The sequence below is a fragment of the Sphingomonas sp. RIT328 genome (assembly GCF_000632225.1).
GTDB lineage: Bacteria > Pseudomonadota > Alphaproteobacteria > Sphingomonadales > Sphingomonadaceae > Sphingomonas > Sphingomonas kyungheensis.
Window position 1 is genome coordinate 129,773 of the sequence record NZ_JFYV01000034.1, and the last position, 13,511, is coordinate 143,283.

The window sequence follows — 13,511 nt, forward strand, 5'->3', positions numbered from 1 at the left end:
ATTCGCACGAGGGGAAACGAATCGGGCCCGGACATGATGCCCGGGCCCGAAAAGAATCAGCGAGTCACCCCCGGCATGGGGGCGGGAGCCGGCTTACGCCGCCTTCTGCACCTCGGCGACGATCTTCTTGGCGGCGTCGCCCAGGTCGTTCGCCGGCACGATCGCCAGGCCCGAATTGGCGAGGATGTCCTTGCCGGCCTGCACGTTGGTGCCTTCGAGGCGGACGACGAGCGGCACCTGCAGGTTCACTTCCTTCGCCGCGGCGACGATGCCCTCGGCGATGATGTCGCACTTCATGATGCCGCCGAAGATGTTGACCAGGATGCCCTTCACCGCCGGATCGGCGAGGATGATCTTGAACGCCGCGGTCACCTTCTCCTTGTTGGCGCCGCCGCCGACGTCGAGGAAGTTGGCCGGGAACATGCCGTTGAGCTTGATGATGTCCATCGTCGCCATGGCGAGGCCGGCGCCGTTGACCATGCAGCCGATGTCGCCGTCGAGCTTGATGTAGGCGAGGTCGTACTTCGACGCCTCGAGCTCCATCGCGTCTTCCTCGGTGGTGTCGCGCAGCTCCATCAGGTCCTTGTGACGGAACATCGCATTGCCGTCGAAGCCGACCTTGGCGTCGAGCACCATCAGCTTGCCGTCCTCGGTGACGGCGAGCGGGTTGATCTCGATCTGCTCGGCATCGGTGCCGAGGAAGGCGTCGTACAGCTTCGCCGCGACGTTCGCCGCCTGCTTGGCGAGGTCGCCGGTCAGTTCGAGCGCGGCGGCGACGGCGCGGCCGTGATGCGGCATGAAGCCGGTCGCGGCGTCGATGTCGATCGAATGGATCTTCTCGGGCGTGTCGTGCGCGACGGTCTCGATGTCCATGCCGCCCTCGGTCGAGGCGACCATCGAGACGCGGCCGGTGGCGCGATTGACGAGCAGCGCGAGGTAGAATTCCTTGGCGATGTCGACGCCGTCGGTCACGTACAGGCGGTTGACCTGCTTGCCGGCTTCACCGGTCTGCACCGTCACCAGCGTGTTGCCGAGCATCTCGCTCGCCGCGGCGCGGACTTCGTCGGCGGTCTTGGCGAGGCGGACGCCGCCCTTGGCGTCGGGACCGAGTTCCTTGAACTTGCCCTTGCCACGGCCACCAGCGTGGATCTGCGCCTTGACGACATAGAGCGGCCCGGGAAGCTTGCCCGCCGCTTCAACGGCTTCGTCGACGCTGAGCGCGGCGAAACCGGCGGGAACGGGGACGCCGAACTTGGCGAGCAGTTCCTTGGCTTGATATTCGTGGATGTTCATGGCCTGCCTCGCGTTATGCTATGAAGAGGAGATTGCTGCGGCCTTTTGCACAGCCGGCGCGATGAATCCACCCCGGATCGACATCGGAACGGGACGGTTATTGCAAACGCATCGCAATATCTTCATGACGATGGGGTGGTGCGCGGGGGGGGGCGTGCCCGGCCCGTCGCAGCGTTGGCAGAAAAGTAACCAATCCCTGCGAGGGTCGTCGGCATGGAACAGCCGTCTTTCACGCCGCCCTATGATGCGGTCGAACCGACCGAGGAAGCGCGGCAGGCGCTGCGCAAGTCGGTCAAGATGCGCGCGCACCTGCGCGACCGCGGCCAGACCCGGTTCGAGATCGAGGTGACCGACCTGTCGCTGTCCGGCTTCCGCGCCGAAACCAGCTTCACGCTCTGGCCGGGTACCGTCGTGTGGCTGACGCTGCCGGGACTCGCCGGGCTCGAGGCGGTGGTCGCGTGGCGCGACAAGTTCAAATACGGCTGCGCCTTCGCCAAGCCGCTGCATCCCGCCGTCTTCGATCATATCGTCGCGCTGTCGCAGCGTTAGGCGCGCGCCCTCCGGCTCAGTCGGCGCGGTCGGGATCGTCCGCCTCGGCGACCGGATCGCCCGGCTCCGCATCGCCCAGCAACGCGCGCCGGATCTCTTCCAGAATCGCCGCCGTCTCCTGCTCATCGGGGATCCCGTCGGGATCGTCGATCGCACGCATGTCCATGGCTCAACCTCAATCGAACAAAGATGACACGCTGGTTTCGTCGGCGATCCGCTTGATCGCCTCGCCGAGCAGCGGCGCGATCGGCAGATGGCGAATCCGGTCGGCCTTGCCGATCGATTCGTGATTGCCGATCGAGTCGGTGATCACCAGCTCGCGCAACGCCGACCCCTCGACCCGTGCGACCGCGCCGCCCGACAGCACGCCGTGCGTGACATAGGCGACGACATCCTCCGCCCCCGCCTCGCGCAGCGCCGCCGCGGCGTTGCACAGCGTCCCCGCCGAATCGACGATGTCGTCGATCAGGATGCAGAAGCGGCCCTCGACATCGCCGATGATGTTCATCACCTCCGATTCGCCGGCGCGCTCGCGACGCTTGTCGACGATCGCCAGCGGCGCATTGTCGAGTCGCTTGGCGAGTTGCCGGGCGCGCACCACGCCGCCGACGTCGGGCGAGACGACCATCAGGTTCTTGCCCTTGAAGCGCGCGTTGATATCGGCGCTCATCACCGGCGCGGCATAGAGATTGTCGGTCGGGATATCGAAAAAGCCCTGGATCTGACCGGCATGCAGGTCGACCGAGAGCACGCGGTCGGCGCCGGCGACGGTAATCAGATTGGCGACCAGCTTGGCCGAGATCGGCGTGCGCGGACCCGGTTTCCGGTCCTGCCGCGCATAGCCCATATAGGGGATCACCGCGGTGATCCGCCGCGCCGACGCGCGCTTGAGCGCGTCGATCATGATGAGCAATTCCATCAGGTTGTCGTTGGCCGGAAAGCCGGTCGACTGGAGCACGAAGACGTCCTCGCCGCGTACGTTCTCCTGGATCTCGACGAAGATCTCCTCGTCGGCGAAGCGGCGGACCAGCGCATCGGTCAACGGAATCTCGAGATAGGCCGCGACCGCGCGGGCAAGCGGCAGGTTCGAATTGCCGGTCATCAATTTCATTGCTCTGCTCCCGCGGCCGTTGCGTGACGCGCCTTAGAGCCGCCGTCACAAAACCGAAAGCCGGGAAGACGCACGGCGGGGGACGCTTGTCGCACCGCGGGCGACTGACTAGGCCTGCCGCGATGACCGTCACCACCCGTTTCGCCCCCTCGCCCACCGGCCTGCTGCACGTCGGCAACATCCGGGCGGCGCTGCACAATTGGCTGTTCGCGCGGCAGCAGTCGGGGCGGTTCGTGCTGCGCATCGACGATACCGATGCGGAGCGTTCGGAGGAACGGTACGTCGCGGCGATCCGCGCCGATCTCGCCTGGCTCGGGCTGACGCCCGATGCCGAGGTGCGCCAGTCCGAGCGATTCGCGCTCTACCAGCAACGGTTCGACGCGCTCGTCGCCGCGGGGCGGATCTACCCCGCCTATGAGACGGCGCAAGAGCTCGACCTCAAGCGCAAGATCCTGCTCGGCCGCGGCCTGCCGCCGGTCTACGACCGCGCCGCGCTGACGATGGGCGACGCCGCGCGCGCCGCGCTGGAGGCGGAGGGCGTGCGGCCGCACTGGCGCTTCAAGCTCGATCATGACGCGCCGATCGCCTGGGACGACCTGATCCGCGGGCCGCAGAGCTTCGATCCGCGCACGATGAGCGATCCCGTCGTCCGCCGCGCCGACGGCTCCTGGCTATATATGCTGCCCTCGGCGATCGACGATGCCGACCTCGGCATCAGCCATGTCGTCCGCGGCGAGGATCACGTCTCCAACACCGCGCTGCAATTGCAGATGTTCGCGGCGATGGACGCGGCGCCGCCGCGCTTCGCGCATGCCGCGCTGCTCACCGGCGCGGAAGGCAAATTGTCGAAGCGCCTCGGCTCGCTCGGCGTCGATCATTTCCGCGCCGAGGGGATCGAGCCGCAGGCGGTGGTCGCCCTGCTCGCGCGGATCGGCACCAGCGATCCGGTCGAGCCCGTCGCCGACCCGGCGCCGCTGATCGCCGCCTTCGACTTCGCCCGCTTCGGCCGCGCGCCGGCGCGATTCGACGAGGGCGAGCTGGCGCAGCTCAACGCGCGGATCGTCCATCACCTGCCCTATGCGGCGGTCGCCGATCGATTGCCGACGGGCATGGGCGAGGCGGAATGGCAGGCGGTGCGGCCCAATCTGACCCGCGTCGCCGAAGCCGCGGACTGGTGGCAGGTGATCGAGGGGCCGATCGACGCGCCCGCGCAGGACGAGGCGACGCAAGCCTATCTCGCCGAGGCGGCCGCGGTCGCCGCGACGATCGACTGGTCGGGCGACGCCTGGCACGCGCTGACCAACGCGCTGAAGACGAGCAGCGGGCGCAAGGGCAAGGCCTTGTTCCTGCCGCTGCGCCAGGCGCTGACCGGGCGCGATCATGGCCCCGACATGGCGGCGCTGCTGCCGCTGATCGGCCGCGAGGCGGCGCTGGCGCGGCTGACCGCCGGACGCTGATCCCGTCGATGATCGAGCGTCCCGGCGATTCCGTCCCAGCCGCTTGACGTGGTGACGATACAACGTACCATCTCCGTACCTGCAGGAGAATGTTCGAGTCGCACCAGAGGAGACGGACCATGTACGCTGATCGCTACGCCCGCCCGACCCGCTTCAATCCCGGCGGCCTTACCGCCGCCGTGGCGATCAACGTGGCGCTCGTCGCCGCGCTGATGTTCGCCGGACCCAAGATCCTGCCCAATGGGCCTGAACATGTCCTGATCACCGACAATATCCCGATCGATCCGCCGCCGCCCGAACCACCGCTGCCACAGCCGCCCGCGCCGGCCGCCCGGGCGCCGGTGGAACGGATCGTTGCGCCGATCCCGCCGATCACCGTGCCGACCGAAGCCACCTTCACCACCAGCACCACCGAATCGCCGCCGGTCGCCGGCCCGCTCATCGGCACCGACCCCGGCCCCGCCACGCCCGCCGCCGATCCCGCGCCGCCGCTGCCGCCGCTGGTCGGTCCGCAGATCGATCCGCGCTATGCCGCGCAGTTCCAGCCGGTCTATCCCGCCGCCGAACGCCGCGCCAATCACGACGGCCGGGTGACGGTACGCGTGCTGGTCGGCACCGACGGCCGGGTCAAGCAGATCGAGCGGGTCAACGCGACCAGCGACGCCTTCTGGCAGGCGACGATGGAGCGGGCGACGCGGGCGTGGCGCTTCACCCCGGCGACGCGCGGCGGCGTGCCGGTCGAGGCGTGGCGATCGCTGACGCTGACCTTCCGCATGGAGGATGCCGACTGAGGCACGACGGCGGGAAGGGCTGGCTTCGCGGCGACGCGTTTCCTATCTTCCCGCCATGCAGTTCTTTCGCCGCTTCTCGCCGCTCCACGCCTTTCGCGACCTGCGCTTCTTCCTGTCGCAGCGCGAACCGCGCGACCTGGGGTTCCTGGTGGCGGCGATGGCGATCACCGGCTTCTTCGTCTACGCCTTCATGCGCAACGATATCCCGCCCGAGCCCTATCAGCCCAACATCATCTACTTCAAGAATTACGCTGCCAACCGCACCGACGCGCAGATCAAGGCGCAGCAGGCGCTCGACAAGGTCGATCAGGACAAGAGAATCGCCGCGCAAAAGGCGCGCGAGGAAAAATTGCGCAGCCAGTTCAAGTCGGTCGACGACGCGATGACCAAGTGGGGGCTGTAACCGCCACATCGGACGACCGGCGCTGGATGGCGGCGGCGCTCGCGCTGGCCGAGCGGACGCGCGGGCGCACCGCGCCCAACCCCAATGTCGGCTGCGTCCTCGTCGCGGCCGGGCGCGTCGTCGGGCGCGGCTGGACGCAGCCCGGCGGCCGTCCGCATGCCGAGGCGATGGCGCTCGCCGCGGCGGGGCCGGCGGCGCGCGGCGGTTGCGCCTATGTCACGCTCGAACCCTGCGCGCATGTCTCGCCGCGCGGTCCCGCCTGTGCCGACCTGCTGATCGCCGCCGGGGTGGCGCGCGTCGTGATTGCCCTGCGCGACCCCGATCCGCGGACCGACGGCAGCGGCATCGCCCGGCTGCGCGCCGCCGGCATTACCGTCGTCACCGATGTCGCCGGCGACGCGGCACGGCGGAGCATGGTCGGCTTTCTCACCCGCCGCGAACGGTCGCGCCCGTCGGTGACGCTCAAGCTCGCCACCTCCCTCGACGGACAAATCGCCCTGCCCGACGGCAGCAGCCGCTGGATCACCGGCGCGGCGGCGCGCGCGCACGTCCACCTCGAACGCAGCCGCCACGATGCGATCCTCGTGGGCCGCGGAACGTGGGAGGCGGACGCGCCGCGCCTCGACGTGCGGCTGCCGGGGCTGTCCGATCGCAGCCCGATGCGGGCGGTCCTGTCGACCCGCCCTCCCCCTTCCGCGTCTGCGGCGCTCCCTTCCTCTCTCATTGGGAGAGGGAATGACCCACAGGGGGCGCGCGACCCGCTGTGGATCGACTCGCCCGCGGGTATCGCCACCCTCCCCGCCGACCATGTCTTCGTCGAGGGCGGTGCGGCGACCGCCGCCGCCTTCCTGCGCGCCGACCTCGTCGACCGGCTGCTGCTCTATCGCGCGCCGATCCTGATCGGCGCGGGCAAGGCGGCGATCGGCGACTTCGGCCTCGGGGATCTCGCCGCGGCGCACGGGCGCTGGCGGCTGCTCGATGCGCGCGACCTTGGCACCGACCGTCTCGAGGTCTACGAGCGCACCCCATGTTCACCGGCATAGTCTCCGACATCGGCACCATCGAAGCGGTCGAGGCGCGCGGCGATACGCGCATCCGCATCGCCACCGCCTATGACACCGCCGGGATCGATCTCGGCGCGTCGATCGCCTGTTCAGGCGTGTGCCTGACCGTGATCGACACAGGCCCCGGCTGGTTCGCGGTCCAGGTGTCGGGCGAGACGATCGCCCGCACCGCCCGCGACCAGTGGACGCAGGGCCGCCGCCTCAACCTCGAACGCGCGATGAAGCTCGGCGACGAACTCGGCGGGCATATCGTCACCGGCCATGTCGACGGCATCGCCGATACGATCGCGATCACGCCCGAGGGCGATTCGCACCGCGTCGTCTTCGCTCTGCCCGCGGCGCTCGCCCCCTTCGTCGCCACCAAGGGTTCGATCACGATCGACGGCGTCTCGCTCACCGTCAACGGCGTCGAGGATGACGGCGCGACGACGCGATTCTGGGTCAATATCATTCCGCATACGCAGGCGGTCACCACGCTCGGCGGCCTTGCCGAGGGGCAGGCGGTCAATATCGAGATCGACGTGCTCGCCCGCTATCTGCAACGCATGGAGCATTATCGTGGCCGCTAAAGCCGAACTCGGACGCCTTCGCCACGCGTTCCTGTCGTCGCCCGAGGAGATCATCGACGAGGCGCGCAACGGCCGCATGTTCATCCTCGTCGACGACGAGGATCGCGAGAACGAGGGCGACCTCGTCGTGCCGGCACAGATGGCGACGCCCGAGAAGATCAACTTCATGGCCAAGCACGGCCGCGGCCTGATCTGCCTCGCGCTGACCAAGCAGCGCGTCGACGAACTCGGCCTGACGCTGATGAGCCGCAATAACGGCACGCGCTACGAGACCGCCTTCACCACCTCGATCGAGGCGCGCGACGGCGTGACGACCGGCATCTCCGCCGCCGACCGCGCCCGCACCATCGCCGTGGCGATCGATTCGTCGAAGAGCCGCGACGAGATCGTCACCCCCGGCCACGTCTTCCCACTGGTCGCGCGCGACGGCGGCGTGCTGGTGCGCACCGGCCATACCGAGGCGGCGGTCGACGTGTCGCGGCTCGCCGGCCTCAACCCCTCGGGCGTGATCTGCGAGATCATGAACGAGGACGGGACGATGGCGCGGTTGGACGACCTCGTCACCTTCGCGCAATTCCACAACCTCAAGATCGGCACGATCCGCGACCTGATCGCCTATCGCCGCCGCTACGACCATCTCGTCGAGAAGCGCGCCGAGGCGCGGTTCACCAGCGAATGGGGCGGCGAATGGACCGCACTCACCTTCTGGAACAAGGCGACGGGCACCGAACAGATCGCGCTGGTCAAGGGCAGGGTCGATCCCGCCAAGCCGACCCTCGTGCGGATGCATGCGCTCTCGCCCTTTGCCGACATCTTCGGCGAGGGCGGCGGCCGCGCCGGGCTGCTGCGCCGGTCGATGGAGATCATTGCGGAGGAAGGCGCCGGCGTGATCGTCGTCATCAACCGCCCGCGCGCCGACCAGTTCACCGTCGCGCTCCAGGCGCGCGCCGGCACGCTGCCGGCTGCGGACATGGAGGAATTGCGCGACTATGGCGTCGGCGCGATGATCCTGACCGAGCTCGGCGTCGAAGAGATGGTGCTGCTCACCAACACCCACCACACGCTCATCGGGCTCGACGGCTACGGCCTGTCGATCGTCGGCGAACGTGCCATCGAATCGGACGACTGACATGGCGCATATCCTCATCGTCGAAGCGCGCTTCTACGATCATCTCAACGACATGCTGCTCGCCGGCGCGCGTGCGGCGATCGAGGCGGCAGGGCATAGTCACGAGACGGTGACGGTCCCCGGCGCGCTCGAAGTGCCGGGCGCGATCGCGCTCGCCTCCGACACCGACCGGTTCGACGCCTTCGTCGCGCTCGGCGTCGTGATCCGCGGCGAGACCTATCATTTCGAGATCGTCTCCAACGAAAGCGCGCGCGGCATCATGGCGCTGACGCTCGACGGACTGGCGATCGGCAACGGCATCCTCACCACCGAGACCGAGGCGCAGGCGATCGTCCGCGCCGACCCCGCCCAGCTCGACAAGGGCGCAGGCGCGGCGCAGGCGGCGCTGACGATGCTGGCGCTGCGCGACCGGCTGGGGTGATCGCTTAGGGTCACGCAGAGGCGCGAACGGGTACGCCTGCCGCGAGGGTCTCTTTCGCCGGCGGGCGAGATGCGGATGCCCGCCCTTCGACAAGCTCAGGGCTAACGGGAGGGAGAGCGGGAGGCGAACCCCTTCCGCTTGCAGCTCACTGGCGAGCGATCTCCCCCGCCCCATCCGTTCGTGCTGAGCCTGTCGAAGCACATTTCGCCCCACGTCGCCGGCCGGCTCAAGCCTTGCCATAGCCCGAACCCCTCCGCGTCCTCCGCGCCTCCGCGCGAGCGCCACAAAAAAGACCCGGTACGTCGCCGCACCGGGTCAGGGTCGTCCGCAGGAGGAACGTCGTGGGGAGCGGAGGTCTGCGGCCCCCGCGCCCGATAGGATCAATTATAGGCGCGTTCGCCATGCTCGCCGAGGTCGAGGCCTTCCTGCTCGACTTCGGGAGCGACGCGCAGCCCGGTCACCGCCTTGGCGATCAGGATCGCGATCACCGTGCCGATCGACGCCCAGATCACGGTGGTCACCACCGCCTCGATCTGGACGAGCAGCTTGGCGCCCATCGCATAATCCGCCGCGCCGGGTCCGCCGAGCGACGGCGCATAGACGATGCCGGTGCCGATCGCGCCGATCATGCCGCCGACGCCATGGACGCCGAAGGCATCGAGCGCATCGTCATAGCCGAGCCGCGGCTTGAGCACCGACACCGCGAAGAAGCAGACCACCGAGGCGACCGCGCCGAGCACGATCGCGCCGAACGGCCCCGAATTGCCCGCCGCCGGCGTCACCGCGACGAGGCCGGCGATGATGCCCGAGCAAAAGCCCAGCGCCGAACCCTTGTGGCCGCGGGCGCGCTCGACCAGCATCCAGAACAGGCCGCCCGATGCGGTGGCGACGAAGGTGTTGAGCATCGCCAGCGCCGCCGAGCCATTGGCTTCCAGCGCCGAGCCGGCGTTGAAGCCGAACCAGCCGACCCACAGCAGGCCGGTGCCGACGCCGGTCAGGGTCAGCGAATGCGGTGGCATCGGCGTGGTCGGATAGCCCATCCGCTTGCCGAGCATGATCGACGCGACCAGCGCCGAGACGCCGGCGTTGATGTGCACCACCGTTCCGCCGGCGAAATCGAGCGCGCCCAGCTTGAAGAACACGCCCGACGACGCCCAGACCATGTGTGCGATCGGAAAATAGACGATCGTCAGCCACACCGCGCCGAACACCATCACCGCGGAAAACTTCATCCGCTCGACCACCGATCCCAGCACCAGCGCGACGGTGATCGCGGCGAAGGTCATCTGGAAGCAGATGAAGACATATTCGGGGATCTCGACACCGGCGGTGAACGTCGCCGCCTGCGACGCCGAGGTAACGCCGCTCAGGAACGCCTTGTCGAAGCTGCCGATGAAGTTGGTGAGAAAGCCGCCGCCCGCCAGATCCGGACCGAAGGCGAGGGTGTAGCCGTACATCACCCACAACAGCATCGCGAGGCAGGCGACCGCGCCGATCTGCGTCATCGTCGACAGCATGTTCTTGGCGCGGGTGAGGCCGCCGTAGAACAGCGCGAGGCCGGGCAGGATCATCATCATGACGAGGACCGTCGAGGTCATCATCCAGGCGGTATCGCCCTTGTTGACGGTCGCCGCGGTCTTGGCGGCGGCGGGGGCCTGCAGCGCGGCATCCTGCGCCCAGGCGGGCAGTGCGGCGAACGCAAGGGCGGTCAGCCCCGCGGCGCCGGCGATCTTCACAGCGTGTTTCATCTCCATCCCCCTCACAGCGCCGAATCGTCGGTTTCGCCGGTGCGGATGCGCACCGCCTGACCGACGTCGAGCACGAAGATCTTGCCGTCGCCGATCGCGCCGGTGTTCGCCGAAGCCTGCACCGCCTCGACCACCCGGTCGGCGAGGTCGGCCGCGCAGACCACCTCGATCTTGATCTTGGGCACCATGTTGGTGCTGTATTCGGCACCGCGGTAGATTTCAGTCTGGCCCTTCTGCCGGCCGAACCCCTTGACCTCGGTCACCGTCATCCCCGCGACCCCCAACGAGGTGAGCGCTTCCCTCACCTCGTCGAGCTTGAACGGTTTGATGATCGCAATGATCAGCTTCATCCCTGCCCCCTCGATTGTCCGAAGCAGGCATCGCAACGATCATGCCATTTCCATGATCGTTGCTTTCCAAACGATTTATGTTTGTCGGAGCAGCCTATCGCGACAGATTATTGTGCAGCTGCGAACATCTGCCTCAAATTTGGGCAGCATCGACGATCGTCTGCGCGGCCGTCAGATCGTCCCCATCCACCATCACCCGCACGGGAATGAGGAGATAGCTGCCATCGGCGATGCTCGCCCCGCCGTCAAAGGCGATCGCGTCGATCCCTTCGGCATCGAGTCGCCCGACGATGATGTTGGCAAGGTTACGATCGTAACGACCCAGTTCGACGAGGCTCATCGACTTCTCCTTCTCGTTGGCCGACTTGGCAGCGGCGCGTTGACCCGGGGGCGGGGGCGACCTTATCGTTCCATTATGGCCCAGACGCTCGAATTGTCTGCAAAGAGCACGCGCGACATGAGCGCCAGAGAAATCCGCGCAGAGGCTGCGCGCTTCGGTATTTCGCCGAATGACGATATCGAGGTCTTACGTGCGGCCTTGAAGACTGAGCTCGAACGACGGTGGCAAGAGGAAAATCGGGATACGATCGCAGCCTGGAACCGGTGGATTGAAATAAACGGCCTGCCGCTTGAAAGATATCGCTGCTGGTAAGCGATGCAATACGACGTCTACACCCTCCCTGACGGGCGACGGTCGTCAGCCTGCAATCCGATCTACTGTTCGGTTATCCGATAACGTTAGTCGCCCCACTCCTTCGGGAAGATCGAATGCCAGTCGACCGCTCACGGATGCACCCGGCATTTCAATTTCGCAATGAAGTGCTCATGCTTGCGCCACAGTTGACGACCGCGGTGCCGTCCCGTTTGCTGCAGAAGGCCATAACATCGCTCAGCAACCGTGATATCGCGATCAAAGACGCGAGCGACATGGTCATCAGCGGCGTCTAGGTCGCCGTCCCGCCCACCGTCAGCCCGTCGATCAGCAGCGTCGGCTGCCCGACGCCCGCCGGCACGCTCTGCCCGCCCTTGCCGCAGACGCCGATGCCCTCGTCGAGCGCGAAGTCGTTGCCGATGCCGGCGACCTTGGTCAGCACGGTCGGGCCGTCGCCGATCAGCGTCGCGCCCTTGATTGGCGCGCCGATCCGGCCGTTCTCGATTCGATAGGCCTCGGTGCACGAGAAGACGAACTTGCCCGAGACGATGTCGACCTGCCCGCCGCCGAAGCTCTTGGCAAAGATGCCGCTCTTCACCCGCGACAGCAGTTCGGCGGGATCGTCGGTGCCGCCCTTCATGAAGGTGTTGGTCATCCGCGGCATCGGCGCGTGCGCGAAGCTTTCGCGGCGGCCGTTGCCGGTCGGCGCGACGCCCATCAGCCGCGCGTTGAGCCGGTCCTGCATATAGCCTTTGAGGATGCCGTCCTCGATCAGCACGGTCTCCGACGTCGGCGTGCCCTCGTCGTCAATCGACAGCGACCCGCGCCGGTCGGCGATCGAGCCGTCGTCGACCACCGTCACGCCGGGGGCGGCGACGCGCTCGCCGATCCGGCCGGAGAAGGCACTCGTACCCTTGCGGTTGAAGTCGCCCTCCAGACCGTGGCCGATCGCTTCGTGCAGCACGATGCCCGGCCAGCCCGGCCCGAGCAGCACGGTCATCTCGCCCGCCGGCGCCGCGACCGAATCGAGGTTGACGAGGGCGTGCGCCAGCGCCTCGTCGATGCCGCGGTTCCACACCGCCGGGTCAAACAGCCGATCGTAGAGGTAGCGGCCGCCGGTGCCATAGGTGCCGGTCTCGCGACGCCCGTTCTGCTCGACGACGATCTGGATGTTGAGCCGCACCAGCGGCCGCACGTCGGTGGCGACGAAGCCGTCGGGGCGGACGATCTCGACCACGCTCCACGTCCCCGACAGGCCGACCGAGACCTGCGCGACCCGCGGATCGCGCGCCCGCGCGGCGGCGTCGATCGTCTGGCACAGGTTCACCTTGTCGGCGAAGGGCACCAGGTCGAGCGGGTCGGCATCGGTATAGAGATGACGGTTGTTGCCCTGCGGCGGCGGCGCCTTGGCGCTGGTCGTCGGGTCGATCAGCGCCATCGTCTCGCCGGCGCGGCGGATCGCCGCCTCGGACAGCTCGTTGGCATGGGCGAAGGCGGTCATCTCACCCGACACCGCGCGCAGGCCGAAGCCGGCGTTGGTGTCGTAGCTCGCCGTCTTCAGCCGGCCGTCGTCGAAGCCGAACGCCTCGGCCTTGCGATATTGCAGGAACAGCTCGCCGTCATCGGCGCGACCGAGCGCGTCCGCGGTGAGGCGAAGCGCGGCGTCGGGCGAGAGCTGGTCGCGATAGAGGAACGAGCGGGGATCGGCGGCTACTGTCATGCCCCCGATATAGGGCGCCTAAACGCTGGCGCCATCCGGATGATCGGGCAATTTCGACTGGTCGGCGCCATCCGCCGGGCCGCCGATCAGCACGAAGCGCCGGTCGCAATAGCCGCAGTCGACATAGCCTTCCTCGTCGATCTGCAGGAAGACGCGCGGATGCCCCAGCGCGGCACCGCCGGGAATGTCGGTAGCGCCGTCGCAGGCGACACGGCGTTGCGAGACGCGGATGGTTTCGGGCGGCGGGATCATGG

The 13,511-nt window shown here is 67.9% G+C and carries 18 protein-coding genes; 10 read left to right on the top strand and 8 right to left on the bottom strand.

Annotation, left to right across the window (positions count from 1 at the left end):
• Positions 1–93: 93 nt before the first annotated feature.
• Positions 94–1,293 (bottom strand): ADP-forming succinate--CoA ligase subunit beta, encoded by a 1,200-nt coding sequence (sucC, locus tag BW41_RS14560; protein WP_037535228.1) that lies wholly within the window; start codon positions 1,291–1,293, stop codon positions 94–96.
• A 213-nt stretch (positions 1,294–1,506) separates the two neighbouring features.
• On the opposite strand from sucC, the gene BW41_RS14565 reads away from it, so the two are divergent.
• Positions 1,507–1,842 carry a PilZ domain-containing protein gene (locus BW41_RS14565; RefSeq protein ID WP_037535229.1) on the top strand — a complete coding sequence of 112 codons (336 nt, stop codon included), beginning with the start codon at positions 1,507–1,509 and terminating at the stop codon, positions 1,840–1,842.
• A 16-nt stretch (positions 1,843–1,858) separates the two neighbouring features.
• On the opposite strand, the gene BW41_RS21290 is transcribed toward BW41_RS14565, so the two are convergent.
• Both BW41_RS21290 and BW41_RS14570 read right to left on the bottom strand, forming a co-directional pair.
• Positions 1,859–2,002 (bottom strand): hypothetical protein, encoded by a 144-nt coding sequence (locus BW41_RS21290; RefSeq protein ID WP_153810807.1) that lies wholly within the window; start codon positions 2,000–2,002, stop codon positions 1,859–1,861.
• 15 nt (positions 2,003–2,017) lie between these two features.
• Complete coding sequence (locus BW41_RS14570; RefSeq protein ID WP_037535230.1) at positions 2,018–2,953, bottom strand: ribose-phosphate pyrophosphokinase; 936 nt, start codon at positions 2,951–2,953, stop codon at positions 2,018–2,020.
• Positions 2,954–3,075: 122 nt separating this feature from the next.
• On the opposite strand from BW41_RS14570, the gene gltX reads away from it, so the two are divergent.
• The 7 genes from gltX (at position 3,076) to ribH (ending at position 8,787) form a co-directional block, all read left to right on the top strand.
• Positions 3,076–4,410, top strand: a complete 1,335-nt coding sequence (gltX, locus tag BW41_RS14575) for a glutamate--tRNA ligase (protein WP_037535231.1) — start codon at positions 3,076–3,078, stop codon at positions 4,408–4,410.
• 119 nt (positions 4,411–4,529) lie between these two features.
• A complete protein-coding gene (locus BW41_RS14580; protein WP_037535232.1) occupies positions 4,530–5,201 on the top strand; it encodes an energy transducer TonB in 672 nt (223 codons plus the stop codon).
• 55 nt (positions 5,202–5,256) lie between these two features.
• Positions 5,257–5,604 carry a hypothetical protein gene (locus BW41_RS14585; RefSeq protein ID WP_037535233.1) on the top strand — a complete coding sequence of 116 codons (348 nt, stop codon included), beginning with the start codon at positions 5,257–5,259 and terminating at the stop codon, positions 5,602–5,604.
• Between the two features lie 26 nt (positions 5,605–5,630).
• Entirely contained in the window at positions 5,631–6,647 is a 1,017-nt protein-coding gene (gene ribD / locus BW41_RS14590; protein ID WP_037535234.1) for a bifunctional diaminohydroxyphosphoribosylaminopyrimidine deaminase/5-amino-6-(5-phosphoribosylamino)uracil reductase RibD, read from the top strand.
• Positions 6,632–7,237 carry a riboflavin synthase gene (locus BW41_RS14595; RefSeq protein ID WP_037535235.1) on the top strand — a complete coding sequence of 202 codons (606 nt, stop codon included), beginning with the start codon at positions 6,632–6,634 and terminating at the stop codon, positions 7,235–7,237. Before ribD ends, BW41_RS14595 begins: the two co-directional genes overlap by 16 nt.
• Complete coding sequence (gene ribB / locus BW41_RS14600) at positions 7,227–8,366, top strand: 3,4-dihydroxy-2-butanone-4-phosphate synthase (RefSeq protein ID WP_037535236.1); 1,140 nt, start codon at positions 7,227–7,229, stop codon at positions 8,364–8,366. The genes BW41_RS14595 and ribB overlap by 11 nt, the downstream gene beginning before the upstream one ends.
• Before the next feature lies 1 nt (position 8,367).
• The gene (gene ribH, locus BW41_RS14605) at positions 8,368–8,787 is read left to right on the top strand and encodes a 6,7-dimethyl-8-ribityllumazine synthase (RefSeq protein WP_037535237.1); all 420 of its coding nucleotides are present in this window, start codon (positions 8,368–8,370) and stop codon (positions 8,785–8,787) included.
• A 380-nt stretch (positions 8,788–9,167) separates the two neighbouring features.
• Here ribH and BW41_RS14610 read toward each other — a convergent pair whose 3' ends face one another.
• From BW41_RS14610 to BW41_RS14620, 3 genes are all read right to left on the bottom strand, one after another.
• Positions 9,168–10,535 (bottom strand): ammonium transporter, encoded by a 1,368-nt coding sequence (locus tag BW41_RS14610; RefSeq protein ID WP_037535334.1) that lies wholly within the window; start codon positions 10,533–10,535, stop codon positions 9,168–9,170.
• 11 nt (positions 10,536–10,546) lie between these two features.
• Positions 10,547–10,885: a P-II family nitrogen regulator gene (locus BW41_RS14615; RefSeq protein ID WP_037535238.1), complete on the bottom strand. Its 339-nt coding sequence runs from the start codon at positions 10,883–10,885 to the stop codon at positions 10,547–10,549.
• Positions 10,886–11,018: 133 nt separating this feature from the next.
• On the bottom strand, positions 11,019–11,225 hold the full coding sequence (locus tag BW41_RS14620) for a putative signal transducing protein (RefSeq protein WP_037535239.1): 207 nt from the start codon (positions 11,223–11,225) through the stop codon (positions 11,019–11,021).
• Positions 11,226–11,300: 75 nt separating this feature from the next.
• On the opposite strand from BW41_RS14620, the gene BW41_RS20655 reads away from it, so the two are divergent.
• Together BW41_RS20655 and BW41_RS20660 are read left to right on the top strand one after the other, a co-directional pair.
• Positions 11,301–11,537, top strand: a complete 237-nt coding sequence (locus BW41_RS20655; protein WP_081793112.1) for a type II toxin-antitoxin system CcdA family antitoxin — start codon at positions 11,301–11,303, stop codon at positions 11,535–11,537.
• A 50-nt stretch (positions 11,538–11,587) separates the two neighbouring features.
• Positions 11,588–11,833 carry a CcdB family protein gene (locus BW41_RS20660; protein WP_081793113.1) on the top strand — a complete coding sequence of 82 codons (246 nt, stop codon included), beginning with the start codon at positions 11,588–11,590 and terminating at the stop codon, positions 11,831–11,833.
• Here the strand turns inward: BW41_RS20660 and tldD are convergent.
• Positions 11,830–13,257, bottom strand: a complete 1,428-nt coding sequence (tldD, locus tag BW41_RS14625) for a metalloprotease TldD (protein WP_037535240.1) — start codon at positions 13,255–13,257, stop codon at positions 11,830–11,832. The two genes, BW41_RS20660 and tldD, sit on opposite strands and share 4 nt — an antisense overlap.
• Positions 13,258–13,275: 18 nt before the next feature.
• On the bottom strand, positions 13,276–13,509 hold the full coding sequence (locus tag BW41_RS14630) for a zinc-finger domain-containing protein (RefSeq protein WP_037535241.1): 234 nt from the start codon (positions 13,507–13,509) through the stop codon (positions 13,276–13,278).
• Positions 13,510–13,511 lie beyond the last annotated feature (2 nt).

Excerpts from the sequence above, each read along its gene's own strand:
- sucC (WP_037535228.1), bottom strand. The coding sequence starts at position 1,293 with ATGAACATCCACGAATATCAAGCCAAGGAACTGCTCGCCAAGTTCGGC.
- BW41_RS14565 (WP_037535229.1), top strand. The coding sequence starts at position 1,507 with ATGGAACAGCCGTCTTTCACGCCGCCCTATGATGCGGTCGAACCGACC.
- BW41_RS21290 (WP_153810807.1), bottom strand. The coding sequence starts at position 2,002 with ATGCGTGCGATCGACGATCCCGACGGGATCCCCGATGAGCAGGAGACG.
- BW41_RS14570 (WP_037535230.1), bottom strand. The coding sequence starts at position 2,953 with ATGAAATTGATGACCGGCAATTCGAACCTGCCGCTTGCCCGCGCGGTC.
- gltX (WP_037535231.1), top strand. The coding sequence starts at position 3,076 with ATGACCGTCACCACCCGTTTCGCCCCCTCGCCCACCGGCCTGCTGCAC.
- BW41_RS14580 (WP_037535232.1), top strand. The coding sequence starts at position 4,530 with ATGTACGCTGATCGCTACGCCCGCCCGACCCGCTTCAATCCCGGCGGC.
- BW41_RS14585 (WP_037535233.1), top strand. The coding sequence starts at position 5,257 with ATGCAGTTCTTTCGCCGCTTCTCGCCGCTCCACGCCTTTCGCGACCTG.
- ribD (WP_037535234.1), top strand. The coding sequence starts at position 5,631 with ATGGCGGCGGCGCTCGCGCTGGCCGAGCGGACGCGCGGGCGCACCGCG.
- BW41_RS14595 (WP_037535235.1), top strand. The coding sequence starts at position 6,632 with ATGTTCACCGGCATAGTCTCCGACATCGGCACCATCGAAGCGGTCGAG.
- ribH (WP_037535237.1), top strand. The coding sequence starts at position 8,368 with ATGGCGCATATCCTCATCGTCGAAGCGCGCTTCTACGATCATCTCAAC.
- BW41_RS14610 (WP_037535334.1), bottom strand. The coding sequence starts at position 10,535 with ATGAAACACGCTGTGAAGATCGCCGGCGCCGCGGGGCTGACCGCCCTT.
- BW41_RS14615 (WP_037535238.1), bottom strand. The coding sequence starts at position 10,885 with ATGAAGCTGATCATTGCGATCATCAAACCGTTCAAGCTCGACGAGGTG.
- BW41_RS14620 (WP_037535239.1), bottom strand. The coding sequence starts at position 11,225 with ATGAGCCTCGTCGAACTGGGTCGTTACGATCGTAACCTTGCCAACATC.
- BW41_RS20655 (WP_081793112.1), top strand. The coding sequence starts at position 11,301 with ATGGCCCAGACGCTCGAATTGTCTGCAAAGAGCACGCGCGACATGAGC.
- tldD (WP_037535240.1), bottom strand. The coding sequence starts at position 13,257 with ATGACAGTAGCCGCCGATCCCCGCTCGTTCCTCTATCGCGACCAGCTC.
- BW41_RS14630 (WP_037535241.1), bottom strand. The coding sequence starts at position 13,509 with ATGATCCCGCCGCCCGAAACCATCCGCGTCTCGCAACGCCGTGTCGCC.